Source organism: Paenibacillus phocaeensis, from assembly GCF_900021165.1.
GTDB classification, from domain to species: Bacteria; Bacillota; Bacilli; order Paenibacillales; family Paenibacillaceae; genus Fontibacillus; species Fontibacillus phocaensis.
In genome coordinates, this window is record NZ_FCOQ01000018.1 from 18635 (window position 1) to 37951 (window position 19317).

Genomic DNA, 19317 nt, shown 5'->3' on the forward strand with positions numbered 1-19317 from the left:
GCTTGAAGCGTGGCTGAAGATCAAATGACGGACCAACAACTGAACGAGGCAATCGAGGGCTTGTGTCGCAGCAAGGCCGAAGAGTTCCGGCTTATCGGGTACGAACATATCACCGGACCTGACATTTGGGAGTGTATCAGCCATAAATACGAGAAGGGCGGAATCCCCCCTTTGTATCAGTTGGTCAATGACATTCTTTCTCTGAAAGTAACCCAGTTTATGAACTATATGACGATGTCCGCTTATCGGGGATCCCGTTTAGATTGAAGGGGATCTTTTTTTTCGTGCCGGTCGTTAATCAAATTGACAATATTAGATAAATTGACTGGTTTTTCGGCCATCGCTATAATAGGAATATTGAGAATTTGAAAGGGGAAAGAAGTACGGGATGAAAAGAATTATCGCATTCATAACCGTCGTGGTTGTCTCGTTTGGGATCATGGCTTGGACAACCCCCGACCTGTTGAACAACGTACGTCTCGGCCTTGATTTGAAAGGCGGCTTTGAGATTCTATATGAAGCCAGTCCGCTTGAGGGCGGAAGCGGGGTTACGCGTGAATCCTTGATCCAAACGGCCAAAAGCCTGGAGGACCGGGCGAACAAGCTGGGGACAAGCGAGCCGGAAGTGACGACGGAAGGCACGAACCGGATTCGCCTGAAGTTGGCTGGCGTGACCGATGAGGCTACGGTGCGCAAGACGATGAAGGAACCAGCTACGCTGACGTTCCGCAGTAAGGACGGCACGGAGAAGAACGCCGACGAATACAACAAAATCGAAATGATCGGCACGGATTTTGCTGCAAACGGAGCCAAGCTGGAGTTCACCCAAATGAACGAACCGGTGGTCAGCATCAAAGTGAACAGCAAAGAGAAATTTGCCGAAGTGACCAAGCGGTTGCTGGGACAACCGTTAGCGATCTATATGAACGACGAGTTGGTCTCCGACCCGGTCGTTCAAGCCGTTCTGACCGACGGAAGCGCACAAATCAGCGTGGGCGGCGACTTGGACAAGGCCAAGGAACTGCGCGACAAGATCAACCTTGGCGCACTCCCGCTTCAATTAACGGAGAAATATTCGCAAAGCATCGGCGCAACGCTGGGTAAGCAATCGCTGGACAAGACGATTGAGGCTGGCCTGATTGGCTCCCTCTTCATTCTGTTGTTCATGATCGGCATGTACCGGGTGCCTGGGTTGATCGCTTCGTTCACGTTAATCGTGCACACCTGGTTGCTCATTCTCGTGTTCGTCTGGGCCGATTTTACCCTGACCCTGCCAGGGATTGCAGCGATTATTCTCGGGATCGGGATGGCGGTTGACGCCAACATTATTACCAATGAACGGATCCATGAGGAAATGCGGTCCGGCAAGAGCATTATGTCCGCCGTTAAAGCAGGGGACAAGCACTCCCTGCGTACCGTGCTGGACTCGCAGATTACGACGATCATCGTTGCGGCCGTGATGTATGCGTATGGTACGGGGGCCGTCAAAGGTTTTGCCTTGGTGCTCATCGTGGAAATCGTACTCAGTATCGCCACGAATATCTATCTCTCCCGTTTCCTGCTGAACCTGCTGCTTAAAGCCGGCAAGCTGTTGAAACCGAAATATTTCGGTGTGAAGGAGCGTGACATTCGTGAGCTTTAATAAGAATCTAGATTACGTACATCTTAGCAAATATTTCTACACCCTATCGCTCGTCCTGACCATTGCCGGCATTATCTGTCTGTCGTTCTTCGGCTTGAACTACAGCGTTGACTTCAAAGCGGGATCCAATGTCGATATTTCGCTGTCCAAGCCTCTGACGGCGGAACAAGTCAATCCGATTCTGGAGAACCTGGGCATTGATGAAGGGGCGACGATCAGTCCCGGGGAAGACCGGATGAATATCCGGTTTACGAAAGTCTTAAATGAAGATAGTGATGCGAAACTGAAAGCGGAAATTTCGAAACTGGACGAGAAAGCTTCGTTTGAAGTGAATACCGTGGATCCGGAAATGGCCAAGGAGCTGGCGCGCAATGCGATTTACGCGGTCTTGATCTCCTGTCTCGGGATTATCATCTATGTCAGCATCCGGTTTGAATGGCGGTTTGCCGTAGCCGCGATTGTAGCGTTGCTGCATGATGCCTTTATGGTCATCGCCGTGTTCTCGATCTTCCGGCTTGAGGTGGACTTGACGTTTATCGTAGCTGTATTAACAATTATCGGTTATTCGATTAACGATACGATCGTTATCTTTGACCGGATCCGCGAGAACCTGCGTTTTGCCAAGCAGAAGTCCCGCCAGGATCTGATCAAGCTGGTAAACGAAAGCGTATCGCAAACCATCATGCGTTCCTTATATACCGCATTAACGGTGTTTGTAGCTGCGTTCTTCCTCTTCCTGCTGGGCGGGGAGTCGATCCGGATGTTCTCGCTTGCGATGGTGATCGGGCTGTTGTTTGGGGCATATTCCTCCATCTTTATCGCCAGCCCGCTCTGGTTCGTATTGAAGAGCAAGCAAAAGCGCAAACCGGCCAAAGCTTCTTAAGCGGCCGTCAGGCCAGATTGAACCGCCAATCGATTAGCTGGATAAGGACAGAGCCGCGTCTTTTGACGCGGCTTTCGCAACTTATCCGTTTTTACGTGCATCAGGAGGGAGATTATGACACGAGAACAACCTGTTATTCCTGGACCGGCGACTTGGCCCGGGATCGTGGGGGATGTCGTTCTGGCTGTGTTTTTAGGGACGGTAGGACTGCTGTACGGCAGCCTGGCATTGCTGGCCGGGGCCTTATATTCCGCCTGCGATGCCGCCGGAGGTGGGGCAGCCAGACTGCCTGGACTGGGAAATCGGCGTTTGCGGCGGGCCGGATGGTCCCCGAGCAAAGCGTCGCCCGAGCCGCTGCCAGCTATTTTCTTCTCCGTTTTTCTGTTGATGGGCGCCGTACAGCTGTGGATTGCGGCCATTACCGACATCGTTGAAGCCGATACCACTCCGCCGGAGACCTTCGTTTTGGCGGCTGTCCTCCTATCGATGGCTTTGCGGGAGACGCTGTTTCAAATCAAATGGCGGTCTGTCCGCAGGAAGTCGGATGGCGAGCTGCAATCGCTCGTCGAGAAACATCGCCATGCCCTGTTCTCCTCCGTGATTGTCCTCGCCGGGGTATTTGGGGCGATGGGAGGGGGAGCCTGGGATTTGCCGGCGATGCTCTATCTTGAACCGGTTGCCGCTATTCTGGTCGCGTCGCATGTGCTGATTCAAGTCTATCGGCTGGTCACACGCTCCATTTACGGTCCGATCTCGCAGCAGGTACGCGAAGAAGATGCTGCTTCATTGATCGAGACGGTGCAGCGAGTGCATGGGGTTATCACCGTTGAGGATTTGAAGGCACAGGAGAAGGGCCATTATGTGACCGTAAGTGCCCGAATCAGCGTGAACCCGCGGATTACCGTCATGGAAGCCAATGATATCGCGAATCGGGCGAAAATGCTGCTGCTCAACCGGTTTTCCCACGTCACCGACGTTCGGATTCAAGTTGCGCCTTACGAGGCGGAATATCCGTACAAGAGCAATGCCGAGGAATCCGACAGCGACTTGCCGAACCTGCTTCAGTAAGCCGGCCCTAAGGATAGAACCGACAGGAAGAAAGAAGGTGCCGCTTGTGCTTCACTCCAAATATCGCTGGTCTCAGCTGCCCTGTGACGAAGGGGCAGCCGGCCAGCTCGCCGGCCAGTTGAACATCTCCCCGCTGCTTGCTTCCTTGCTGGTTACACGGGGGATGGAGAACCCGGAAGAGGCGGAGCTATTCTTACAAGGAAGCCTCGCGAATCAACATGATCCCATGCTGCTCAGCGGGATGAAGGAAGCCGTTCCCCGCATCCGCCGCGCGGTGGAGAAGGGCGAGCGGATCTTGATTTACGGGGATTATGACGCCGACGGCGTTTCATCCACGACGTTAATGATCCACCTGATGAGGCGTCTTGGTGCTACATATGACTATTACATTCCACATCGTACGAAAGAAGGATACGGCCTGCATATTCCGGTGCTGGAACATTTTCAGAAGAAAGGCTTTACATTGATCGTGACGGTGGATACGGGGATCAGTGCCGTCGAGCAGGTGGCTTATGCCAATGCGGCGGGGATGGATGTCATCGTCACCGATCACCATGAACCGCCTGCGGTTTTGCCGGAAGCGTATGCCTTGATTAACCCCAAGCTCCCCGCCTGTACGTACCCTTTTAAGGGGCTGGCCGGAGTTGGCGTGGCGTACAAGCTGGCTCAGGCCTTGATGGGCGACGACATTCCGGAGGCCTGGACGGAGCTCGCCGCATTGGGAACCATCGCCGACCTCATGCCATTAACCGGAGAGAATCGGGTGATCGTCAAGGCGGGGCTGGCTTCGATGGCCCGTTCGGCTTTCCCGGGAATGACGGCGCTGCTCGGCACGTCCGGATGGTCCAGCGGAGAAGTGACCTCGACGGCCGTTGCCTTCGGTTTGGCGCCGCGGATTAATGCCAGCGGCCGGATGAGTCACGCCAACCGGGCGGTCGCCTTGTTGACGGCGGAGAGCATGGAGGAAGCCGAAGCGATTGCCGAGGAACTGGATGTGCTGAACAAGGAGCGCCAAATGCTCGTTGAAGAAATGGTGCAGGAGGCGCTTCGGCAATTGGAAGACCAGGAGAAGACGGAGGGGATCCCGGACGTCATCGTCGTAGCCGGTGAAGGATGGAATGCCGGCGTTGTCGGGATCGTGGCCTCCAAATTACTGGAACGTTATTATCGTCCCACGATCGTGTTGGGCATTCATCCCGAGACAGGAGAATGCAAAGGTTCGGCCCGCTCGATCCCCGGCTTTGACATTTACGAAGCATTAACGGATTGCGCCGATCTGCTGGATCATTTCGGCGGCCATCCTTCGGCGGCCGGGATGTCCCTTAACCGGGAGCGATTGGAAGAATTCGGCCGCAGATTAAATGCTTATGCAGCCGGCCGACTGACGCCGGAGCACTTCGTGCCGGTTCTGCAGACGGATTTGGCTTGTTCCCTGAAGGATGTCACGCTGCAGGCAATCGAGCAGCTTCAGCATCTGGCGCCATTCGGCATGGCCAACACCTGCCCAAGGCTGCTTCTTCGCGGCCTGAAGCTGCTGGAATGCCGGCAGATGGGCAAGGACGGCAAGCACTTGAAGCTGATCCTGGGCCAGAGCGGTAAGACGGTGGAAGCGGTCGCGTTTGGCAAAGGGGAATTGGCCCCGCTGCTGGCCGAGGAAGCTCAGATTGATATCGTTGCGGAAGCCGCAGTTAACGAGTGGAACGGATCGCGCAAACCGCAGCTGATGATCCAGGATATGGCCGTTTCCCACCTGCAGGTGTTTGATTATCGGGGTTCCCGGAATCCGGCGGCGCTGCTCGAAGAGCTGCAGGGGAAGCTGGGAAAACTCTCCGCTTGCGGTTCGGGAACCTCGGCCGTCGTGCTTAATGACGGGTCCGGATTTTTCCAGTCCCTTGATTTGAAGGAGACCCCGGTTTGGGTATATGATAAGAACGTTGGCTTACGTCCCGGCAACGATCTTGCCCAAGCGGCAGGAATCGAGGCCGCGGCGACGCTGTTCGTCCTGGAGCTTCCGGAATCGCCGGAGGGCTGGACCGGAATCTTAACTGCTTTTACCGGCCTGGAGCGCATTTATATGCTGCATTCGCTGCGTGCGCCCCAAGAGCAAATCGAACCGCCTTCCAGGGACCGCTTCAAGTTGGTTTACAGCTTGATCTATAAAGGGGCGGGGCAGGGGTTGCGCGAGGAAGAGCTGCTGGCTGCGCTTGTGAAGCGCACCGGCTGGTCCAAGCGTATGGTCGAAATGGCACTCGGGGTATTCGAAGAACTGGGATTTATTATCCGGGCATCGGGGATGATTCGGATCCATCCGTCTCCTTCCAAGCAGGCTCTGGAAACGTCAAGCCGTTACCGGGAGCTCGGACTGCTGGCGGAAATCGAACAGATGCTGCAGTACGGCCGGGTGTCGGAAATTACCGAATGGATGCTCACCCATAAACAGGGAGCTTCATAAATGATTGTTCGAGATCATCGAGACATTGGAAATGATTCGCACGCATTTGAATTAGGAGGAGATTGGTTTGGATTTTAAAGAGTACATTCGGGTGATTCCTGATTTTCCTCAGCCCGGCATCAGTTTTAAAGATATTACCACGCTGTTGAATGACGGTGAAATGTACCGTAAGGCCATTGACGAGCTGAAGCAGCTGGTATCCCACCTCCAAATCGACTTGATTGCCGGACCGGAGGCCCGCGGCTTCGTGGTGGGGGCTCCGCTGGCTTACGCGCTTGGCGTTGGGTTCGTACCGATCCGCAAAAGCGGGAAACTCCCTTACGAGACGATTGAAGTGGAATACGATCTGGAGTATGGCAAAGACCGGTTAGCGATGCATAGCGATGCGGTGAAGCCGGGGCAAAATGTGCTGATCGCAGACGACCTGCTGGCGACCGGCGGAACGATATCCACCTCCGTTAATTTGGTTCGCCAATTGGGCGGACATGTGGTTGGCACAGCGTTCCTGATTGAGTTGAGCGAGCTGGACGGCCGCAGCAAGCTGCCGGGAATCGATGTATTCTCGCTTGTGAAATACGAATAAATCTATGCGAATAACAAAGAGGGGCTGTCGCCAGGTAATCTATGGCGGCAGCCCCTTGTTGATTAGTGGAAGAGCTTAATGCGCAGCGTCTTCATTGTCGTTGCTTAGTTTGAGGACCTGGATCAGTTTGAAGAACAAACTGAGCAAGATTCCGACGATCGTAGCCAGGGCCATGCCTTTCAGCTCGACGCTGCCCATCGTCAGCTTGGTGCCGCTCAGGCCGATCACCAGCACGACCGTAGTCAACAGCATATTGGTCGGCTTGGAGAAGTCCACCTTCTGCTCCACGAAGATCCTCAGGCCCGAGGCTGCGATTACGCCGAAGAGGAGCAAGGATACGCCGCCCATCACCGGATTCGGAATATTGGCAACGATAGCCGAGAATTTGCCGGAGAAGGAGAGCAGGATCGCAAAGATGGCGGCTCCACCGATGACAAACACGGAATATACGCGGGTCAACGCCATGACGCCGATGTTCTCTCCGTAGGTGGTGTTAGGCGTTGAGCCTACAAAACCGGAGAGAATCGTGGAGATCCCGTTCCCCATCAGCGACCGGTGCAACCCGGGATCCTTGGACAAGTCTTTGCCTACGATGTTGCTCGTCACCAACAGGTGGCCGATATGCTCTACGATCACGACCAGCGCGACCGGCACGATCGAGATGATAACGGAAGGATCCCATTGCGGGGTCGTGACCGTCGGCAGGGTGAACCATTTGGCTGCTCCGATAGCTTCGGTGTTCACTTCACCCATGAAGAGCGCAAGTACATATCCAACCACGATCCCGATCAGGATATGGATGATCTTCGGGAAGCCGCGGAACAAGACAGCGCCAAGTACCGTTACGCCTAACGTTACAAGCGACAACGTGATGTCCGTCCCGTTTGGCGTCCATCCTTCCGCGCCATCGGTGATCCACCCGGCCATGCCGGCTGCGACCGGAATTAACTCCAAACCGATGAGAGCGACGATGGCGCCCATGGCGGCCGGCGGGAATACGATGTCGATCCAATTGGTGCCGGCGTATTTAATCAGCAGCGCAATCAGGACGAAGATCACGCCGGTGACGATAAACGCGCCAAGCGCCATGGCATACCCGTTCCCAGGATGGCTGATGATCACCGCCTGAACCGGTGCGATGAAGGCAAAGCTGGAGCCCAGATAGGCGGGGATTTTCCCTTTGCAGATGAGGATGTAGAGCAGGGTGCCGATGCCGTTCATCAGCAGGATCATGCCCGGGTCTACGCCGAACAGATTAGGCACCAGGACCGTGCTTCCGAACATGGCAAATAAGTGCTGCAGGCTTAACAGCACACCCGGTCCGAACGGGACTTTCTCATTGACTTGAATTTCACGTTGCAACGCGTTCACTCCTCTATAGATACGTTCATAAGATAACTATCCTTAATAGGATAATGACAATGCCGACAATTTTCAACAGAAATTTGCACGGCTGACGCATTTGTCTCTAACAATATTCCCGATGTCCACTTGACGGCATACAGCTATGAAGAAGATCCGAATGTGCTTGGCGGGTGTCCGCGCATCGAGGACAATACCCGGAGTTGACGGGAGGGAACGCAAGAGTCATAATTATAGGAAATCAAAATGAGGCGAATTATGCTCTTGTATGCGTTTTTTCAGTATATTTTCATAATAGAAAGGAATCAACAGGATCTCAATGGGCATAGAGCAATTACTCGAAAAGGCGTCTGCCTATATAAAGGAACCGGATCTCGAACGGATTCGGGAAGCGTACGAGTTTGCGGACGAAGCCCATCACGGACAGGTCCGCAAATCCGGGGAGCCTTATATTCTTCATCCTTTGGCCGTGGCGGATATTGTTGTTAACATGCAGATGGATGCGCTGTCGGTCATTGCGGCCCTTCTTCATGATGTGGTTGAAGACACGACGGTGTCTTTAAAGGAGATACAGGAGCATTTCGGCAGCGATTGTGCTCTGCTCGTTGACGGATTAACCAAGCTGGAGCGGATCAAATTCCAATCCAAGGAGGAGCAGCAGAACGAGAACTACCGCAAAATGTTTATTGCGATGGCACAGGACATCCGGGTGATCGTCATTAAACTGGCGGACCGGCTGCACAATATGCGGACGCTCAAATACCAGTCCGAGGAAAGCCAGCGGCGGATCGCTTACGAGACGCTGGAGATTTTCTGCCCGATTGCCAACCGGCTGGGGATTTCCGCGATCAAATGGGAAATGGAAGATATCGCTCTGCGGTACCTGAATCCGCAGCAGTATTATCGGATCGCCAATTTGATGCGCAAGAAACGGGCCGAGCGCGAGGAATACATCAAGAACGTCATCGGCCGTATCGCCGAGAAGCTGGAGGAAATGGGCGTACAGGCGGACTTGTCCGGCCGCCCGAAGCATATCTACAGCGTTTATAAGAAAATGACGGTGAAAAACAAGCAGTTCAACGAAATCTACGATCTGCTGGCCATCCGCATCATCGTTGACAATATTAAGGATTGTTATGCAACCCTGGGGATCATCCATACGTTATGGAAGCCGATGCCGGGGCGGTTTAAGGATTATATCGCCATGCCGAAGGCGAACATGTACCAGTCGCTGCATACGACGGTCGTCGGCCCGAACGGGGAACCGACGGAAGTTCAGATCCGGACCTGGGAGATGCACCGCACCGCCGAATACGGGATCGCGGCACACTGGGCTTATAAGGAAGGCTCAGGAACAGGCGGCCTGGAAAATAAAATCACGTTCTTTAACGAAATCCTGGAGCTTCAGCATGAGGCCAAGGATGCATCGGAGTTCGTGGAATCGCTGAAAATGGATTTCTTCTCGGACCTCGTATTTGTCTTTACCCCTTCCGGGGAAGTCATCGAGCTGCCGGCGGGCTCCGTGCCGCTGGATTTTGCCTACCGTATCCATACCGAAGTTGGCAATCGTACCATCGGCGCCAAGGTGAACGGACGGATCGTGCCGCTGGATCATCGGTTGAAGACCGGGGACATCGTGGAGATTTTGACGTCCAAGCATTCGTACGGACCGAGTCAGGACTGGCTGAAAATCGCCCAATCCTCTCACGCCCGCAGCAAAATCAAGCAATGGTTTAAGAAGGAAAAACGCGAAGAAAACGTGGAAAAAGGCCGCGAAGCGATCGAACGCGAGCTGAAGCGGGCGGGGATCGAGCCGTCCCAGTGGATGAGCGACGATAAACTGCTGGAGGCGGCGAAGAAATACGCCTTCAATGACATCGACGACATGCTGTCGGCGATTGGATTTGGAGGAATCACGGCTTCGCAGATCGTCACCAAGCTGACCGAGAAGCTGCGCAAGGAGCAGGAGGATACGGCCGGGCACATCGAGTTGACCTCGGAGGTCAAGGAAGTGAAGGCGCCGGAAGAGCGCCGGCGTCCAACGAACGGCGTCGTCGTGAAGGGAATCGACAATTTGCTCGTACGGTTTGCAAGGTGCTGCAACCCGGTTCCGGGCGATGAGATCGTGGGCTATATCACCCGCGGACGCGGGGTATCGGTGCATCGCAGCGATTGCCCGAACATTCCGAGCGGGGGAGACGGCGAGGAAGCGGCGCGCGTCATCGATGTGGAGTGGGAAGAAGCGATCGAAGCGAATTACAGCGTCGATATTGAAATCACCGGTCATGACCGCCGGAACTTCCTTAACGAGGTGCTGCAGGCCGTGTCGGAAAGCAAAACGAATATTTCGGCCGTCTCGGGCCGATCGGATAAGAACAAAATGGCTTTGGTGCATATGACGATCTTGATCCGCAATACCGATCATCTGCAATCCGTCGTAGAGAAAATCAAACGGGTGAAGGATGTGTACACGGTCCATCGGATCATGCAGTAACAGACACAGAAAGGATTCGAACCCAGATGAGAGTGGTCGTGCAGCGCTGCCGCGAGGCGCGCGTAATCGTAGCGGGAGAGACGGTAGGGGCGATCGGCCCGGGGCTCCTGCTGCTGGTTGGCGTCACGCATGAGGACACCGAACCAGATGCCGCCTATTTGGCGGAGAAGATCGCCGGCTTGCGGATTTTCGAAGACGAAGCGGGGAAAATGAACCTCGCGGTGACGGAGATTGGCGGAGCGATTCTATCGGTCTCCCAGTTTACCCTGTACGGCGATTGCCGCAAGGGCAGACGTCCGAATTTCATGGCGGCCGCTCGGCCGGAAACGGCGGAGCCGCTCTATGAGCGGTTAAATGAGCTGCTTCGGGATAAGGGGCTGACCGTCGAAACCGGGGTGTTCGGTGCGGATATGGACGTTGAACTGACCAACTGGGGGCCGGTGACCCTCATTCTGGACAGCGCTGGGGGGAATTGACCGATTGCGACACGGTGTCTGCGATTCAGCGGTCGAGCGGGGCGTATTTTGTAAGCCGGTGCGATGGAGGATAAGCAACGGGGCTTTTGGACAACCTTTGAATAAATTCTATGTTATCCGAAGGAGTTTTTGTTATGCGCCAATCCGCGAAATCCAGAGACTGGCAGGCCATTCCGCTAATTGCGGCGGGGGACCGCGCCGAAGCCAGAGTGCTGGCCCGCTCGGCCGCCCCGGAGCAGTTCGAGTTGATCCCGCGGGAGGTCAAGCCTTCTGCCGAATGGCTTCCCCGCCCCGGAAGCTGAAGGCTCGCCGCGTTCGCGTTATTGATAGATCATCCCAATAGGAGGCCACTGCTAGGCGAATCGCCGGCAGTGGCTTTTTGTCCGTTATGCAACTAGACCCGGCAATTCCCGGAATTTTCAGTACCCGTGCGGCTCCTGAAATGGCTGCATTCACATAACCTTCACTGACTTTTGGCGAAGCCGCAGGGTATAATCAAAGAAAATTTGAAGGATGGGAACGATGAAAATAGCCGGTCGAACGCTGCGTTTACAAACGACCACTACTTTGATGGTTTGCTCCGTTTTGGCTTTGGTCCTGCTTACGGTTTATGTGATGTTTAATATGAAAATATCCGAGCTGACAAGAGAAGATTTGGAGCATAAAGCGGTTACGATCGCTCGAACGCTTTCCCGCGAGCCTACCGTGATCAACGCTTTGACCGGCCGGGGGGACGCCGACGCTGTCCAGGAATTTACGGAAGAAATCCGCATGGTTAACGGCGTGCAGTTTATCGTCGTTATGGACATGAGCGGCATTCGGTTGTCCCATCCCGATCCCGCTTTGATTGGGCAGCATTTTATCGGCGGCGATGAGGCGACGGCCTTAAGCGGGCAGGAGTCCGTTTCCATTGCTAAGGGAACATTAGGCAGATCCGTGAGAGCGTTTTCGCCCATTGTCGACGCGGGCAAGGTGGTTGGCGCAGTTGCAGTTGGCCTTTCATTGAACGACGTCAATTCGGCCGTAAGGCAGAATCGCTGGATCATTTATTTGGGGATTGTCGCAAGCGGGATCCTCGGCGTGTCCGGAGCCGTTTTCCTGGCCCGCAGGCTCAAGCGGATGATGTTCGGCCTGGAACCGGACGAGATCGCCAAGCTGCTGGAGGAACGCAACGCGATGCTGCAATCCGTCAAGGAAGGCATTGTCGCCGTAGACGGACAGGGGGATATCACTTTGATCAACACCGAAGCCAGGAGACTTCTCGGCATATCGGAGATGGAGGGCAATTCGCGCGACCTATGTCCCATGCTGAGAATGGCCAACGTGCTTGAAACGGGAGAGCCGCTGAACGACATGGATATTGATCAGGAGGGGATGACGCTGCTGGCCAATGTCGTACCCGTCAAAGTGAACGGACGGATTGAAGGCGCGATCGCCACTTTTCGGGACAAGACCGAAATGGACGTCCTGATGGAGCGCTTGTCGGGAGTTTCGCTGTATGTCGAAGCCTTGCGGGCGCAAACTCATGAATTTATGAACAAACTGCATGTCATGGCCGGATTGAACCATATGCGGCGTTACGATCGTCTGGATGAATATCTTAACGGGACCCTTCAGCATTTTCAGTCGGAAGCCGGTGTTCTAGTGAAGCAGGTCAAGGACCCCGTTATGGCTGGATTTCTGTTGGGCAAGCTGAGCCGGGCACGCGAGGCCGGAGCAAAGATGAGCATACGTGAAGAGGGGATGCTGCCGGAATGCGCTGATGCGGAGACGGCCCATGAGCTGGTTACGATTGTGGGCAATCTGCTGGAAAATGCACTGGAGGCCGAGCCCGGCGACGACAACAAGCAAATATCCATCGGTTTTTCCCATGAATGCTTCCATTTGACCGTGACCGTTACGGACAACGGCGCCGGCATACCTGGGGAGATCATTAAACGCATGTATGAGCAGGGCTTTTCGACCAAAGGCAAGGGCCGAGGAATTGGCCTATACCTGGTGATGCGCAGCGTAAGGAAACTCGGCGGGCATCTTTTGTGCCAGAGCTCGCAAGGCTCGGGAACGGAATTTATCGTACGGATACCGTACGAAGCAAAAGTGTGGGAGACAAATGATTAAAGTGCTTATCGTTGAAGACGACCCGATGGTCGCGGAAATGAACAAATTTTATCTGGAGCAGATTCAGGGTTTTCGAGCCGAAGGTTGGGCTGCTTCCGTCGAGCAGGCGCTTGTTCTGCTGAATTCCGCAAATTATGATTTACTGTTGCTGGACATTTACATGAAAGGGAGCAGCGGGCTGGAGTTGCTAACCGAAATCCGCCGCAAAGCCTGGCCGACGGACGTGGTCGTCATTTCGGCCGCGAGCGACAAGAACAGCATCCGGCAGGCGCTGAACAACGGAGCGGTTGATTATTTGATCAAGCCGTTTGAGTTTAACCGCTTTCGGATAGCCATGGACGCCTATCGCAAGCGAGTTGCACTCTTCAAAACTGCTGACAGCATGGTCCAGTCGGAGCTTGACTCCTTGACTCATGTCGCTGCCGATGAAGCCCCAAGCGTACCCTTGCCCAAAGGATTCACACGCCAGACGCTTCAAGCGGTATGGAAGGCGATCGAATCTTTCCCTTCCGAAGGGTTCACCAGCGTGGATATTTCCGCAGCCACGGGGATATCCCGGGTGTCCGCCGGCAAATATTTGGCCGAGCTGGAGAGCAGGGGCGTACTCGAAATGGAGCTGATCTACGGAACCATAGGCAGGCCGGTGCAGAGGTATAAAATAATGCCGCAGGGTAAAATCAAGATCACGAAGTATTTGTAACAGGCAGTTCTCCTTGGTTTGCAAGGAGAGTTGCCTGTTTTTATGACAGCGTTTACTTTAATAACTTACATAAAGCAATCAATATCTTAACAAAAACAAAAGCGCTTACAAGAAAGCTATGATGGGGCTGAACATAAATAAAGGAGGCCTACATCCCCTATGGAAAAAACTTTACAGCCGCCGTCAATTCCACACGAACCGCAGTCACAGCCCGCCAAAGCGGACGGCATGCTATCAAAAATGCTGAGGTTAAAGATTGGCGTTATTCCTCTCCCGATTTACATCGTGCTGGCTCTGATCATTATTGCCGCCGCCGCCGTCGGAGAGCTTCCGAATGACATGATCGGCGGCCTGGCTGTCATCATGATTATGGGAATGCTGTTAAGCCATTTGGGTTTTAAGCTCCCGCTGCTGAAGAACATCGGCGGACCGGCGATCTTGTCCCTTATGGTTCCATCGTTTTTGGTTTTCTGGAACGTGCTGAATCCTCCGGTAGTTGACGCCGTGAACACGTTGATGAAAACGTCTAACTTTCTCTATCTGTATATCGCCTGCCTGGTGGCGGGAAGCATCACCGGCATGAACCGCCAGACGCTGATCAGCGGTTTTATCCGTATCTTCATTCCAATGATTGCAGGTACAGCGGCGGCCATTGCGGCGGGATTGGGTGTGGGCCTGCTGTTTGGCTATACCGCCCATCACACGCTATTTTACATTGTCGTTCCGATTATTGGCGGCGGCGTAGGCGAAGGCATCCTGCCCTTGTCGATTGCCTTCTCGCAAATTCTCGGCGGCGAATCGGGACAATACGTGGCGCAGATGATTCCGGCAGCGGTTATCGGCAACGTCTTTGCCATTATCGGGGCCGGTATTTTGAAGAAAATGGCCGATAAAAATCCAGCGATCACCGGCAACGGCGTTCTTGTGCGAGAGAAAGACGGCAAGAAGCTGGGAGGAAGCAACTATGACAGCGAGAAAATCGATTTTGCACTGATGGGAGGCGGCCTTTTGTTTGCCTGCAGCCTGTTTATTACCGGCAGTTTGCTGTCTCCATATGTGGGCATTCCCGGTCCGATCCTGATGATCTTCGGGGCGGCGCTGCTCAAAATTTCCAAGCTGCTCCCGTACAAAATCGAACAAGGCGCCTACCACCTTTACAAATTCGTGTCCGGCACCCTGACTTGGCCGCTGATGGTCGGCCTTGGTATTTTGTACATTCCGCTTGAAGATGTCGCCGCGCTGATCTCCATTCCTTATGTGCTTGTTTGCGCGTCCGTGATCACCGCGATGATTCTGACCGGTTATTTTGTCGGCAAGTGGATCCGGATGTACCCGGTGGAGGCCGCCATCGTTACAGGCTGCCGCGGCGGCTTGGGAGGAACGGGGGATGTGGCTATTCTTTCCGCTTCGGGCCGGATGGAACTGATGCCTTTTGCGCAAATCTCAACGCGGATCGGCGGTGCGTTGACTGTCGTTGCAGCTACGCTGCTCATCTCCGTCTGGGGAGGTTAACCTCTAGCGGTAGTTCAGCCGGGACTTCAGCTATAGTTTAAATTCAAAAATTGGGAGGCGATTGTTATGAGTCAAGTGCTGGATCATTCTCATTTATTTTCGCTGCGCGTACAGTACCACAGCGGAAACGATTATATGGCAAATCTGGTGAATATCGTGGAGGCTTATCGAGGAACCGTGCTTCAGGTCGAGCTTCAGGACCCGAATGAAGAGGGGGCGGCGATGGCTGAGGTTAAGATATCGGTGCCGCATCCGGATGACAGGAACTTGATCGAAACGGCGGTGCAAAAGCTAGGTGGAGGCGATATCGTAGAGCGGTTGATGGAAATCATGCAACTGCACGAAGGCGGGAAGTTGGAAACGACGATCAAACATCCGATCCTCAGCAAGGAGGATCTTTCCAAGGTATATACGCCGGGGGTCGCCAAGGTTTGCCAGGCTATTGCCAAAGACCAGGAGAAGGCCTACCAGTTGACGACGAAAAAGAATACCGTAGCCGTCATTTCGGACGGAACGGCCGTGCTCGGCTTGGGCGACATTGGACCAAAGGCGGCCATGCCAGTCATGGAGGGGAAAGCGGCCCTGTTCAAACAGTTTGCCGGGGTGGACGCTGTTCCGATCTGTCTCGACACCAAGGATACCGAGGAGATTATTTCCATCGTGAAGGCGCTGGCGCCGACTTTTGGCGGTATCAATCTGGAGGATATCGCTTCCCCCCGTTGCTTTGTCATCGAGGAACGGCTTAGAGCCGAGCTGGATATTCCCGTCTTCCACGACGATCAGCACGGCACAGCCATCGTGGTGCTTGCTGGCTTGTTGAACGCCTTGAAGGTATGCGATAAAGATATCCGCGATGTCAAAATCGTCGTCAATGGCGTTGGAGCTGCAGGCATCTCCATCTCCAAAATGCTGTTGCGGGCAGGGGCGCTCAATTTGATCGGCGTGGATCGCGAAGGCGCCATCAACCGTAGTGACCTGTACGAGAAGCAACACTGGGCCGATTTCTCGAAAATAACGAATCCGGACAATGAACAGGGATCGCTTTCGGAAGTCATCAAGGGAGCGGACGTATTTATCGGCGTATCGGCTCCGGGCGTACTGAAAGTAGAAGATTTAAAGAACATGGCAAACGATCCGATCGTGTTCGCTATGGCCAACCCGATGCCTGAGATTGATCCTTCACTCGCTGCGCCTTATGTAAGGGTCATGGCGACCGGCCGCTCCGATTATCCGAACCAAATCAATAATGTGCTTTGTTTCCCCGGTATTTTCCGTGGCGCACTCGATTGCGAGGCAACGGATATCAATGACGAGATGAAGCTGGCAGCGGCGGAAGCGATCTCCTCCGTAATTGAGCCGTCGGAGCTGAACGAAAATTACATCATTCCGGATGCGTTTGATTCGCGCGTGGTGGATCGAATCCGGAAGGCGGTAGCTAAAGCGGCCGTTAACAGCGGCGTTGCGCGTAAAAATTCGCTTCCGGACGTAAACTGATTCCGGCTGAAATCCAGATTGTTGTGATGAAGCGTGAAATTGATGTCAACTGTTCATAAAGTTCGCCCATTCTGGCAATAACAAGCGAAGAGCTTTTCGATAATCGATGAACACAGCAAAGAATAAGGAGCGATCGGCATGACGAAACCTATTCAGGCCTATTTCAATACAGAGGATCAAGTGGAAGGCGCGCGCATCACCCTGTTGGCCTACAATACCAATGAGGTTGAAGCAGGGCATGTATCTAACGAATGGGGGGAGGACGACAGGCTCCAGGTTCCGTTATTACCTTACAATAACGGGGTCATCAGCGCCTCGGGAGCGAACAACCCGGGAATGGTCCCTGTCCCTGGAACGGCGCACGGCATCCAAAGTGTGCTGCCGGTCACGGTCATGGGGGAGCGTTATGCGGGCGACGCGCTGAACGGAGAACGCAGCGAAGCCGTTGAAGGAGATCGTCCCATGACGTCGGAATCCCTCATCGACACCAGCGACGAGCCGCAGGGATGGAAATACGTGCTGAGTGCCAGTGTAGAGGATAGCGATTATGAAACCGTCGTGCGGAAGTTGCGCGAACAAGGGGCATATATCGCCGAGCCGTAAGTCATTCGCTGATTTGAAAAGTTTTCTGTAATATAACTGTAATATTAGATACATGTTCCCTTAACATTGTCTGTTTATAATAACAGCATGACCCCCTTTTTAATATAATACCTTTTGGACCTGCACCCCGTTGGTGTCAGGTTTTTTTCTTTATTCGGACATTTTTCGCGGTCGGGCTTGACTTTAGCGCGGTGGTTTCATACAATCTAAAAATAACAGTTGACGTCACCTCCAAGAGGGGCGTAGATTGGCACTCATAGTTATTTGATGACGGGACAAAGTAGTTCAACCCCACATCCGCAGAGAGGAATCCCCGACTTCGACAGCCTTAACGGACGAAAATGCTTGTTCGTTAACCTGGGCAGCGAAGCAGGCTGGAAGGATTCCGGTGATGATTGAGCGAAAGACTTCCCCGAGAACCGGCGGCGAAACCCTGAGCGATCCTTCGCTTGGAGAGTAGACGTACGGCGTAGGCGGGCGATAACCGCTTAAAGCGAATTGCGATGCTTGGAAGCCGACATGCAGCCTGCGTGACGGTACCGATTCCGGCTCGAATTCGGAATGTGGGTGGCACCACGGGTGATTGCGAACCGATCTCTCGTCCCTGTTTGGATCAAACAGGAACGGGGGATTTTTTATATTGGCTTACGAGTCTGAGATGGAGGATGAACGATATGGCTTTTCAGAAACCGACGGGCACGCAGGATTTGCTGCCGGGAACCGTCGAGAAATGGCAATTGATCGAGGAGAAGGCCAGAGATTTGTGTCGGCGCTTTAACTACCGGGAGATCCGGACCCCGATCTTTGAACAGACCTCGCTGTTTGAACGCGGCGTAGGGGAGACGACGGATATCGTCGAGAAGGAAATGTATACGTTCCTGGACAAGGGAGAGCGTAGCATGACGCTGCGTCCGGAAGGGACGGCCGGCGTCGTTCGCTCCTATGTGGAGAACAAGCTGTACGGTGAGCCGGACGTCAGCAAGTTGTATTATATCGGGCCGATGTTCCGGTACGAGCGTCCGCAAGCAGGCCGCCAGCGCCAATTCCACCAATTTGGGGTAGAGGCGTTCGGAGCAACCGATCCGGCGATGGATGCCGAGGTTGTGGCGCTGGGTTACCAGTTCTGCCGCGAGCTGGGGCTAAAGGGAGTCAAGGTGGAGATCAACTCCGTTGGCAATCCGGCCAGCCGGGCGGCCTACCGCGAGAAGCTGCTGGGGTTCCTGCTGCCGATGAAGGACAGCCTGTGCAAGGACTGCCAAGCTCGGATGGAACGCAATCCGCTGCGCGTACTCGACTGCAAGATCGACCAGGACAAATTCGTTGGCGTACCGTCGATTCTGGATAGCCTGGATGAAGAATGCACCGTGCATTTTGCCAAGGTGCAGGATTTGCTGAGCGCGATGGAGGTAGAGTTTGAGATCAATCCTCGTCTCGTCCGCGGGTTGGATTACTACACGCACACTGCTTTTGAATATAAGGCGGAAGGCATCGGCGCGATCGATACGATCGGCGGAGGCGGGCGTTATAATGGACTGGTGGCTGAGGTAGGCGGCCCGGATCAGCCGGGCATCGGGTTCGGAATGGGGCTCGAACGGATTGCATTGATTCTGGAGAAGCAGGAGATTGAAGTCGGCGCCGTCAAGCCGCTTGACGTCTATCTAATCGCCCTGGGCGAAGCGGCGGATAAGGAGATTACGACCCAGCTGTTCAAGCTGCGGCAAGCGGGATTCTCCGCCGAACGCGATTACCTGGGCCGGAAGATGAAGGCGCAGATGAAATCCGCCGACCGGATGCAGGCGCGCTACACCGCGATACTCGGCGATGATGAGCTGCAGCGCGGGGAAATCGCGCTGAAGTCGATGGAAAGCGGCGAGCAGCGCACAGTGAAGTTAAGCGAATGGATTCAAGAGTTGAAATAACATTTATCTAT

General features: G+C 54.2%; 16 protein-coding genes. 15 read left to right on the forward strand and 1 reads right to left on the reverse strand.

Annotated elements, in window-relative coordinates; genetic code table 11:
* Nucleotides 1–24 precede the first annotated feature (24 nt).
* From BN3795_RS10375 to BN3795_RS10400, 6 genes are all read left to right on the forward strand, one after another.
* Nucleotides 25–267: a post-transcriptional regulator gene (locus tag BN3795_RS10375; RefSeq protein WP_068785339.1), complete on the forward strand. Its 243-nt coding sequence runs from the start codon at nucleotides 25–27 to the stop codon at nucleotides 265–267.
* A 121-nt stretch (nucleotides 268–388) separates the two neighbouring features.
* A complete protein-coding gene (gene secD, locus BN3795_RS10380) occupies nucleotides 389–1642 on the forward strand; it encodes a protein translocase subunit SecD (protein ID WP_068784619.1) in 1254 nt (417 codons plus the stop codon).
* A complete protein-coding gene (secF, locus tag BN3795_RS10385; protein WP_068784620.1) occupies nucleotides 1632–2525 on the forward strand; it encodes a protein translocase subunit SecF in 894 nt (297 codons plus the stop codon). Before secD ends, secF begins: the two co-directional genes overlap by 11 nt.
* Before the next feature lie 114 nt (nucleotides 2526–2639).
* The gene (locus tag BN3795_RS10390; protein ID WP_068784621.1) at nucleotides 2640–3593 is read left to right on the forward strand and encodes a cation diffusion facilitator family transporter; all 954 of its coding nucleotides are present in this window, start codon (nucleotides 2640–2642) and stop codon (nucleotides 3591–3593) included.
* A gap of 46 nt (nucleotides 3594–3639) precedes the next feature.
* A complete protein-coding gene (gene recJ, locus BN3795_RS10395) occupies nucleotides 3640–6045 on the forward strand; it encodes a single-stranded-DNA-specific exonuclease RecJ (RefSeq protein ID WP_068785340.1) in 2406 nt (801 codons plus the stop codon).
* A 67-nt stretch (nucleotides 6046–6112) separates the two neighbouring features.
* Complete coding sequence (locus BN3795_RS10400) at nucleotides 6113–6628, forward strand: adenine phosphoribosyltransferase (protein WP_068784622.1); 516 nt, start codon at nucleotides 6113–6115, stop codon at nucleotides 6626–6628.
* A gap of 75 nt (nucleotides 6629–6703) precedes the next feature.
* Here BN3795_RS10400 and uraA read toward each other — a convergent pair whose 3' ends face one another.
* Nucleotides 6704–7990: a uracil permease gene (uraA, locus tag BN3795_RS10405; RefSeq protein WP_068784623.1), complete on the reverse strand. Its 1287-nt coding sequence runs from the start codon at nucleotides 7988–7990 to the stop codon at nucleotides 6704–6706.
* Between the two features lie 319 nt (nucleotides 7991–8309).
* Here uraA and BN3795_RS10410 point away from each other — a divergent pair, with 319 nt between their 5' ends.
* From BN3795_RS10410 to hisS, 9 genes are all read left to right on the forward strand, one after another.
* The gene (locus tag BN3795_RS10410; RefSeq protein ID WP_068784624.1) at nucleotides 8310–10484 is read left to right on the forward strand and encodes a RelA/SpoT family protein; all 2175 of its coding nucleotides are present in this window, start codon (nucleotides 8310–8312) and stop codon (nucleotides 10482–10484) included.
* A 26-nt stretch (nucleotides 10485–10510) separates the two neighbouring features.
* The gene (dtd, locus tag BN3795_RS10415; RefSeq protein WP_068784625.1) at nucleotides 10511–10960 is read left to right on the forward strand and encodes a D-aminoacyl-tRNA deacylase; all 450 of its coding nucleotides are present in this window, start codon (nucleotides 10511–10513) and stop codon (nucleotides 10958–10960) included.
* Between the two features lie 134 nt (nucleotides 10961–11094).
* On the forward strand, nucleotides 11095–11262 hold the full coding sequence (locus tag BN3795_RS25535) for a hypothetical protein (RefSeq protein ID WP_198524692.1): 168 nt from the start codon (nucleotides 11095–11097) through the stop codon (nucleotides 11260–11262).
* A 220-nt stretch (nucleotides 11263–11482) separates the two neighbouring features.
* The gene (gene dcuS, locus BN3795_RS10420) at nucleotides 11483–13078 is read left to right on the forward strand and encodes a DcuS/MalK family sensor histidine kinase (protein WP_110945127.1); all 1596 of its coding nucleotides are present in this window, start codon (nucleotides 11483–11485) and stop codon (nucleotides 13076–13078) included.
* A complete protein-coding gene (locus BN3795_RS10425) occupies nucleotides 13071–13778 on the forward strand; it encodes a response regulator (protein ID WP_068784626.1) in 708 nt (235 codons plus the stop codon). The genes dcuS and BN3795_RS10425 overlap by 8 nt, the downstream gene beginning before the upstream one ends.
* Nucleotides 13779–13937: 159 nt before the next feature.
* The gene (locus tag BN3795_RS10430; protein ID WP_068784627.1) at nucleotides 13938–15290 is read left to right on the forward strand and encodes a 2-hydroxycarboxylate transporter family protein; all 1353 of its coding nucleotides are present in this window, start codon (nucleotides 13938–13940) and stop codon (nucleotides 15288–15290) included.
* A 222-nt stretch (nucleotides 15291–15512) separates the two neighbouring features.
* On the forward strand, nucleotides 15513–16784 hold the full coding sequence (locus BN3795_RS10435) for an NAD(P)-dependent malic enzyme (protein WP_110945170.1): 1272 nt from the start codon (nucleotides 15513–15515) through the stop codon (nucleotides 16782–16784).
* A gap of 138 nt (nucleotides 16785–16922) precedes the next feature.
* On the forward strand, nucleotides 16923–17387 hold the full coding sequence (locus BN3795_RS10440; RefSeq protein WP_068784629.1) for a hypothetical protein: 465 nt from the start codon (nucleotides 16923–16925) through the stop codon (nucleotides 17385–17387).
* A gap of 674 nt (nucleotides 17388–18061) precedes the next feature.
* The gene (hisS, locus tag BN3795_RS10445; protein WP_068784630.1) at nucleotides 18062–19306 is read left to right on the forward strand and encodes a histidine--tRNA ligase; all 1245 of its coding nucleotides are present in this window, start codon (nucleotides 18062–18064) and stop codon (nucleotides 19304–19306) included.
* The last annotated feature ends 11 nt before the right edge of the window (nucleotides 19307–19317 follow it).

Coding starts and splice junctions, on each gene's coding strand:
- BN3795_RS10375 (WP_068785339.1), top strand. CDS start 25: ATGACGGACCAACAACTGAACGAGGCAATCGAGGGCTTGTGTCGCAGC.
- secD (WP_068784619.1), top strand. CDS start 389: ATGAAAAGAATTATCGCATTCATAACCGTCGTGGTTGTCTCGTTTGGG.
- BN3795_RS10390 (WP_068784621.1), top strand. CDS start 2,640: ATGACACGAGAACAACCTGTTATTCCTGGACCGGCGACTTGGCCCGGG.
- BN3795_RS10410 (WP_068784624.1), top strand. CDS start 8,310: ATGGGCATAGAGCAATTACTCGAAAAGGCGTCTGCCTATATAAAGGAA.
- dtd (WP_068784625.1), top strand. CDS start 10,511: ATGAGAGTGGTCGTGCAGCGCTGCCGCGAGGCGCGCGTAATCGTAGCG.
- BN3795_RS25535 (WP_198524692.1), top strand. CDS start 11,095: ATGCGCCAATCCGCGAAATCCAGAGACTGGCAGGCCATTCCGCTAATT.
- dcuS (WP_110945127.1), top strand. CDS start 11,483: ATGAAAATAGCCGGTCGAACGCTGCGTTTACAAACGACCACTACTTTG.
- BN3795_RS10425 (WP_068784626.1), top strand. CDS start 13,071: ATGATTAAAGTGCTTATCGTTGAAGACGACCCGATGGTCGCGGAAATG.
- BN3795_RS10430 (WP_068784627.1), top strand. CDS start 13,938: ATGGAAAAAACTTTACAGCCGCCGTCAATTCCACACGAACCGCAGTCA.
- BN3795_RS10435 (WP_110945170.1), top strand. CDS start 15,513: ATGGCTGAGGTTAAGATATCGGTGCCGCATCCGGATGACAGGAACTTG.
- BN3795_RS10440 (WP_068784629.1), top strand. CDS start 16,923: ATGACGAAACCTATTCAGGCCTATTTCAATACAGAGGATCAAGTGGAA.
- hisS (WP_068784630.1), top strand. CDS start 18,062: ATGGCTTTTCAGAAACCGACGGGCACGCAGGATTTGCTGCCGGGAACC.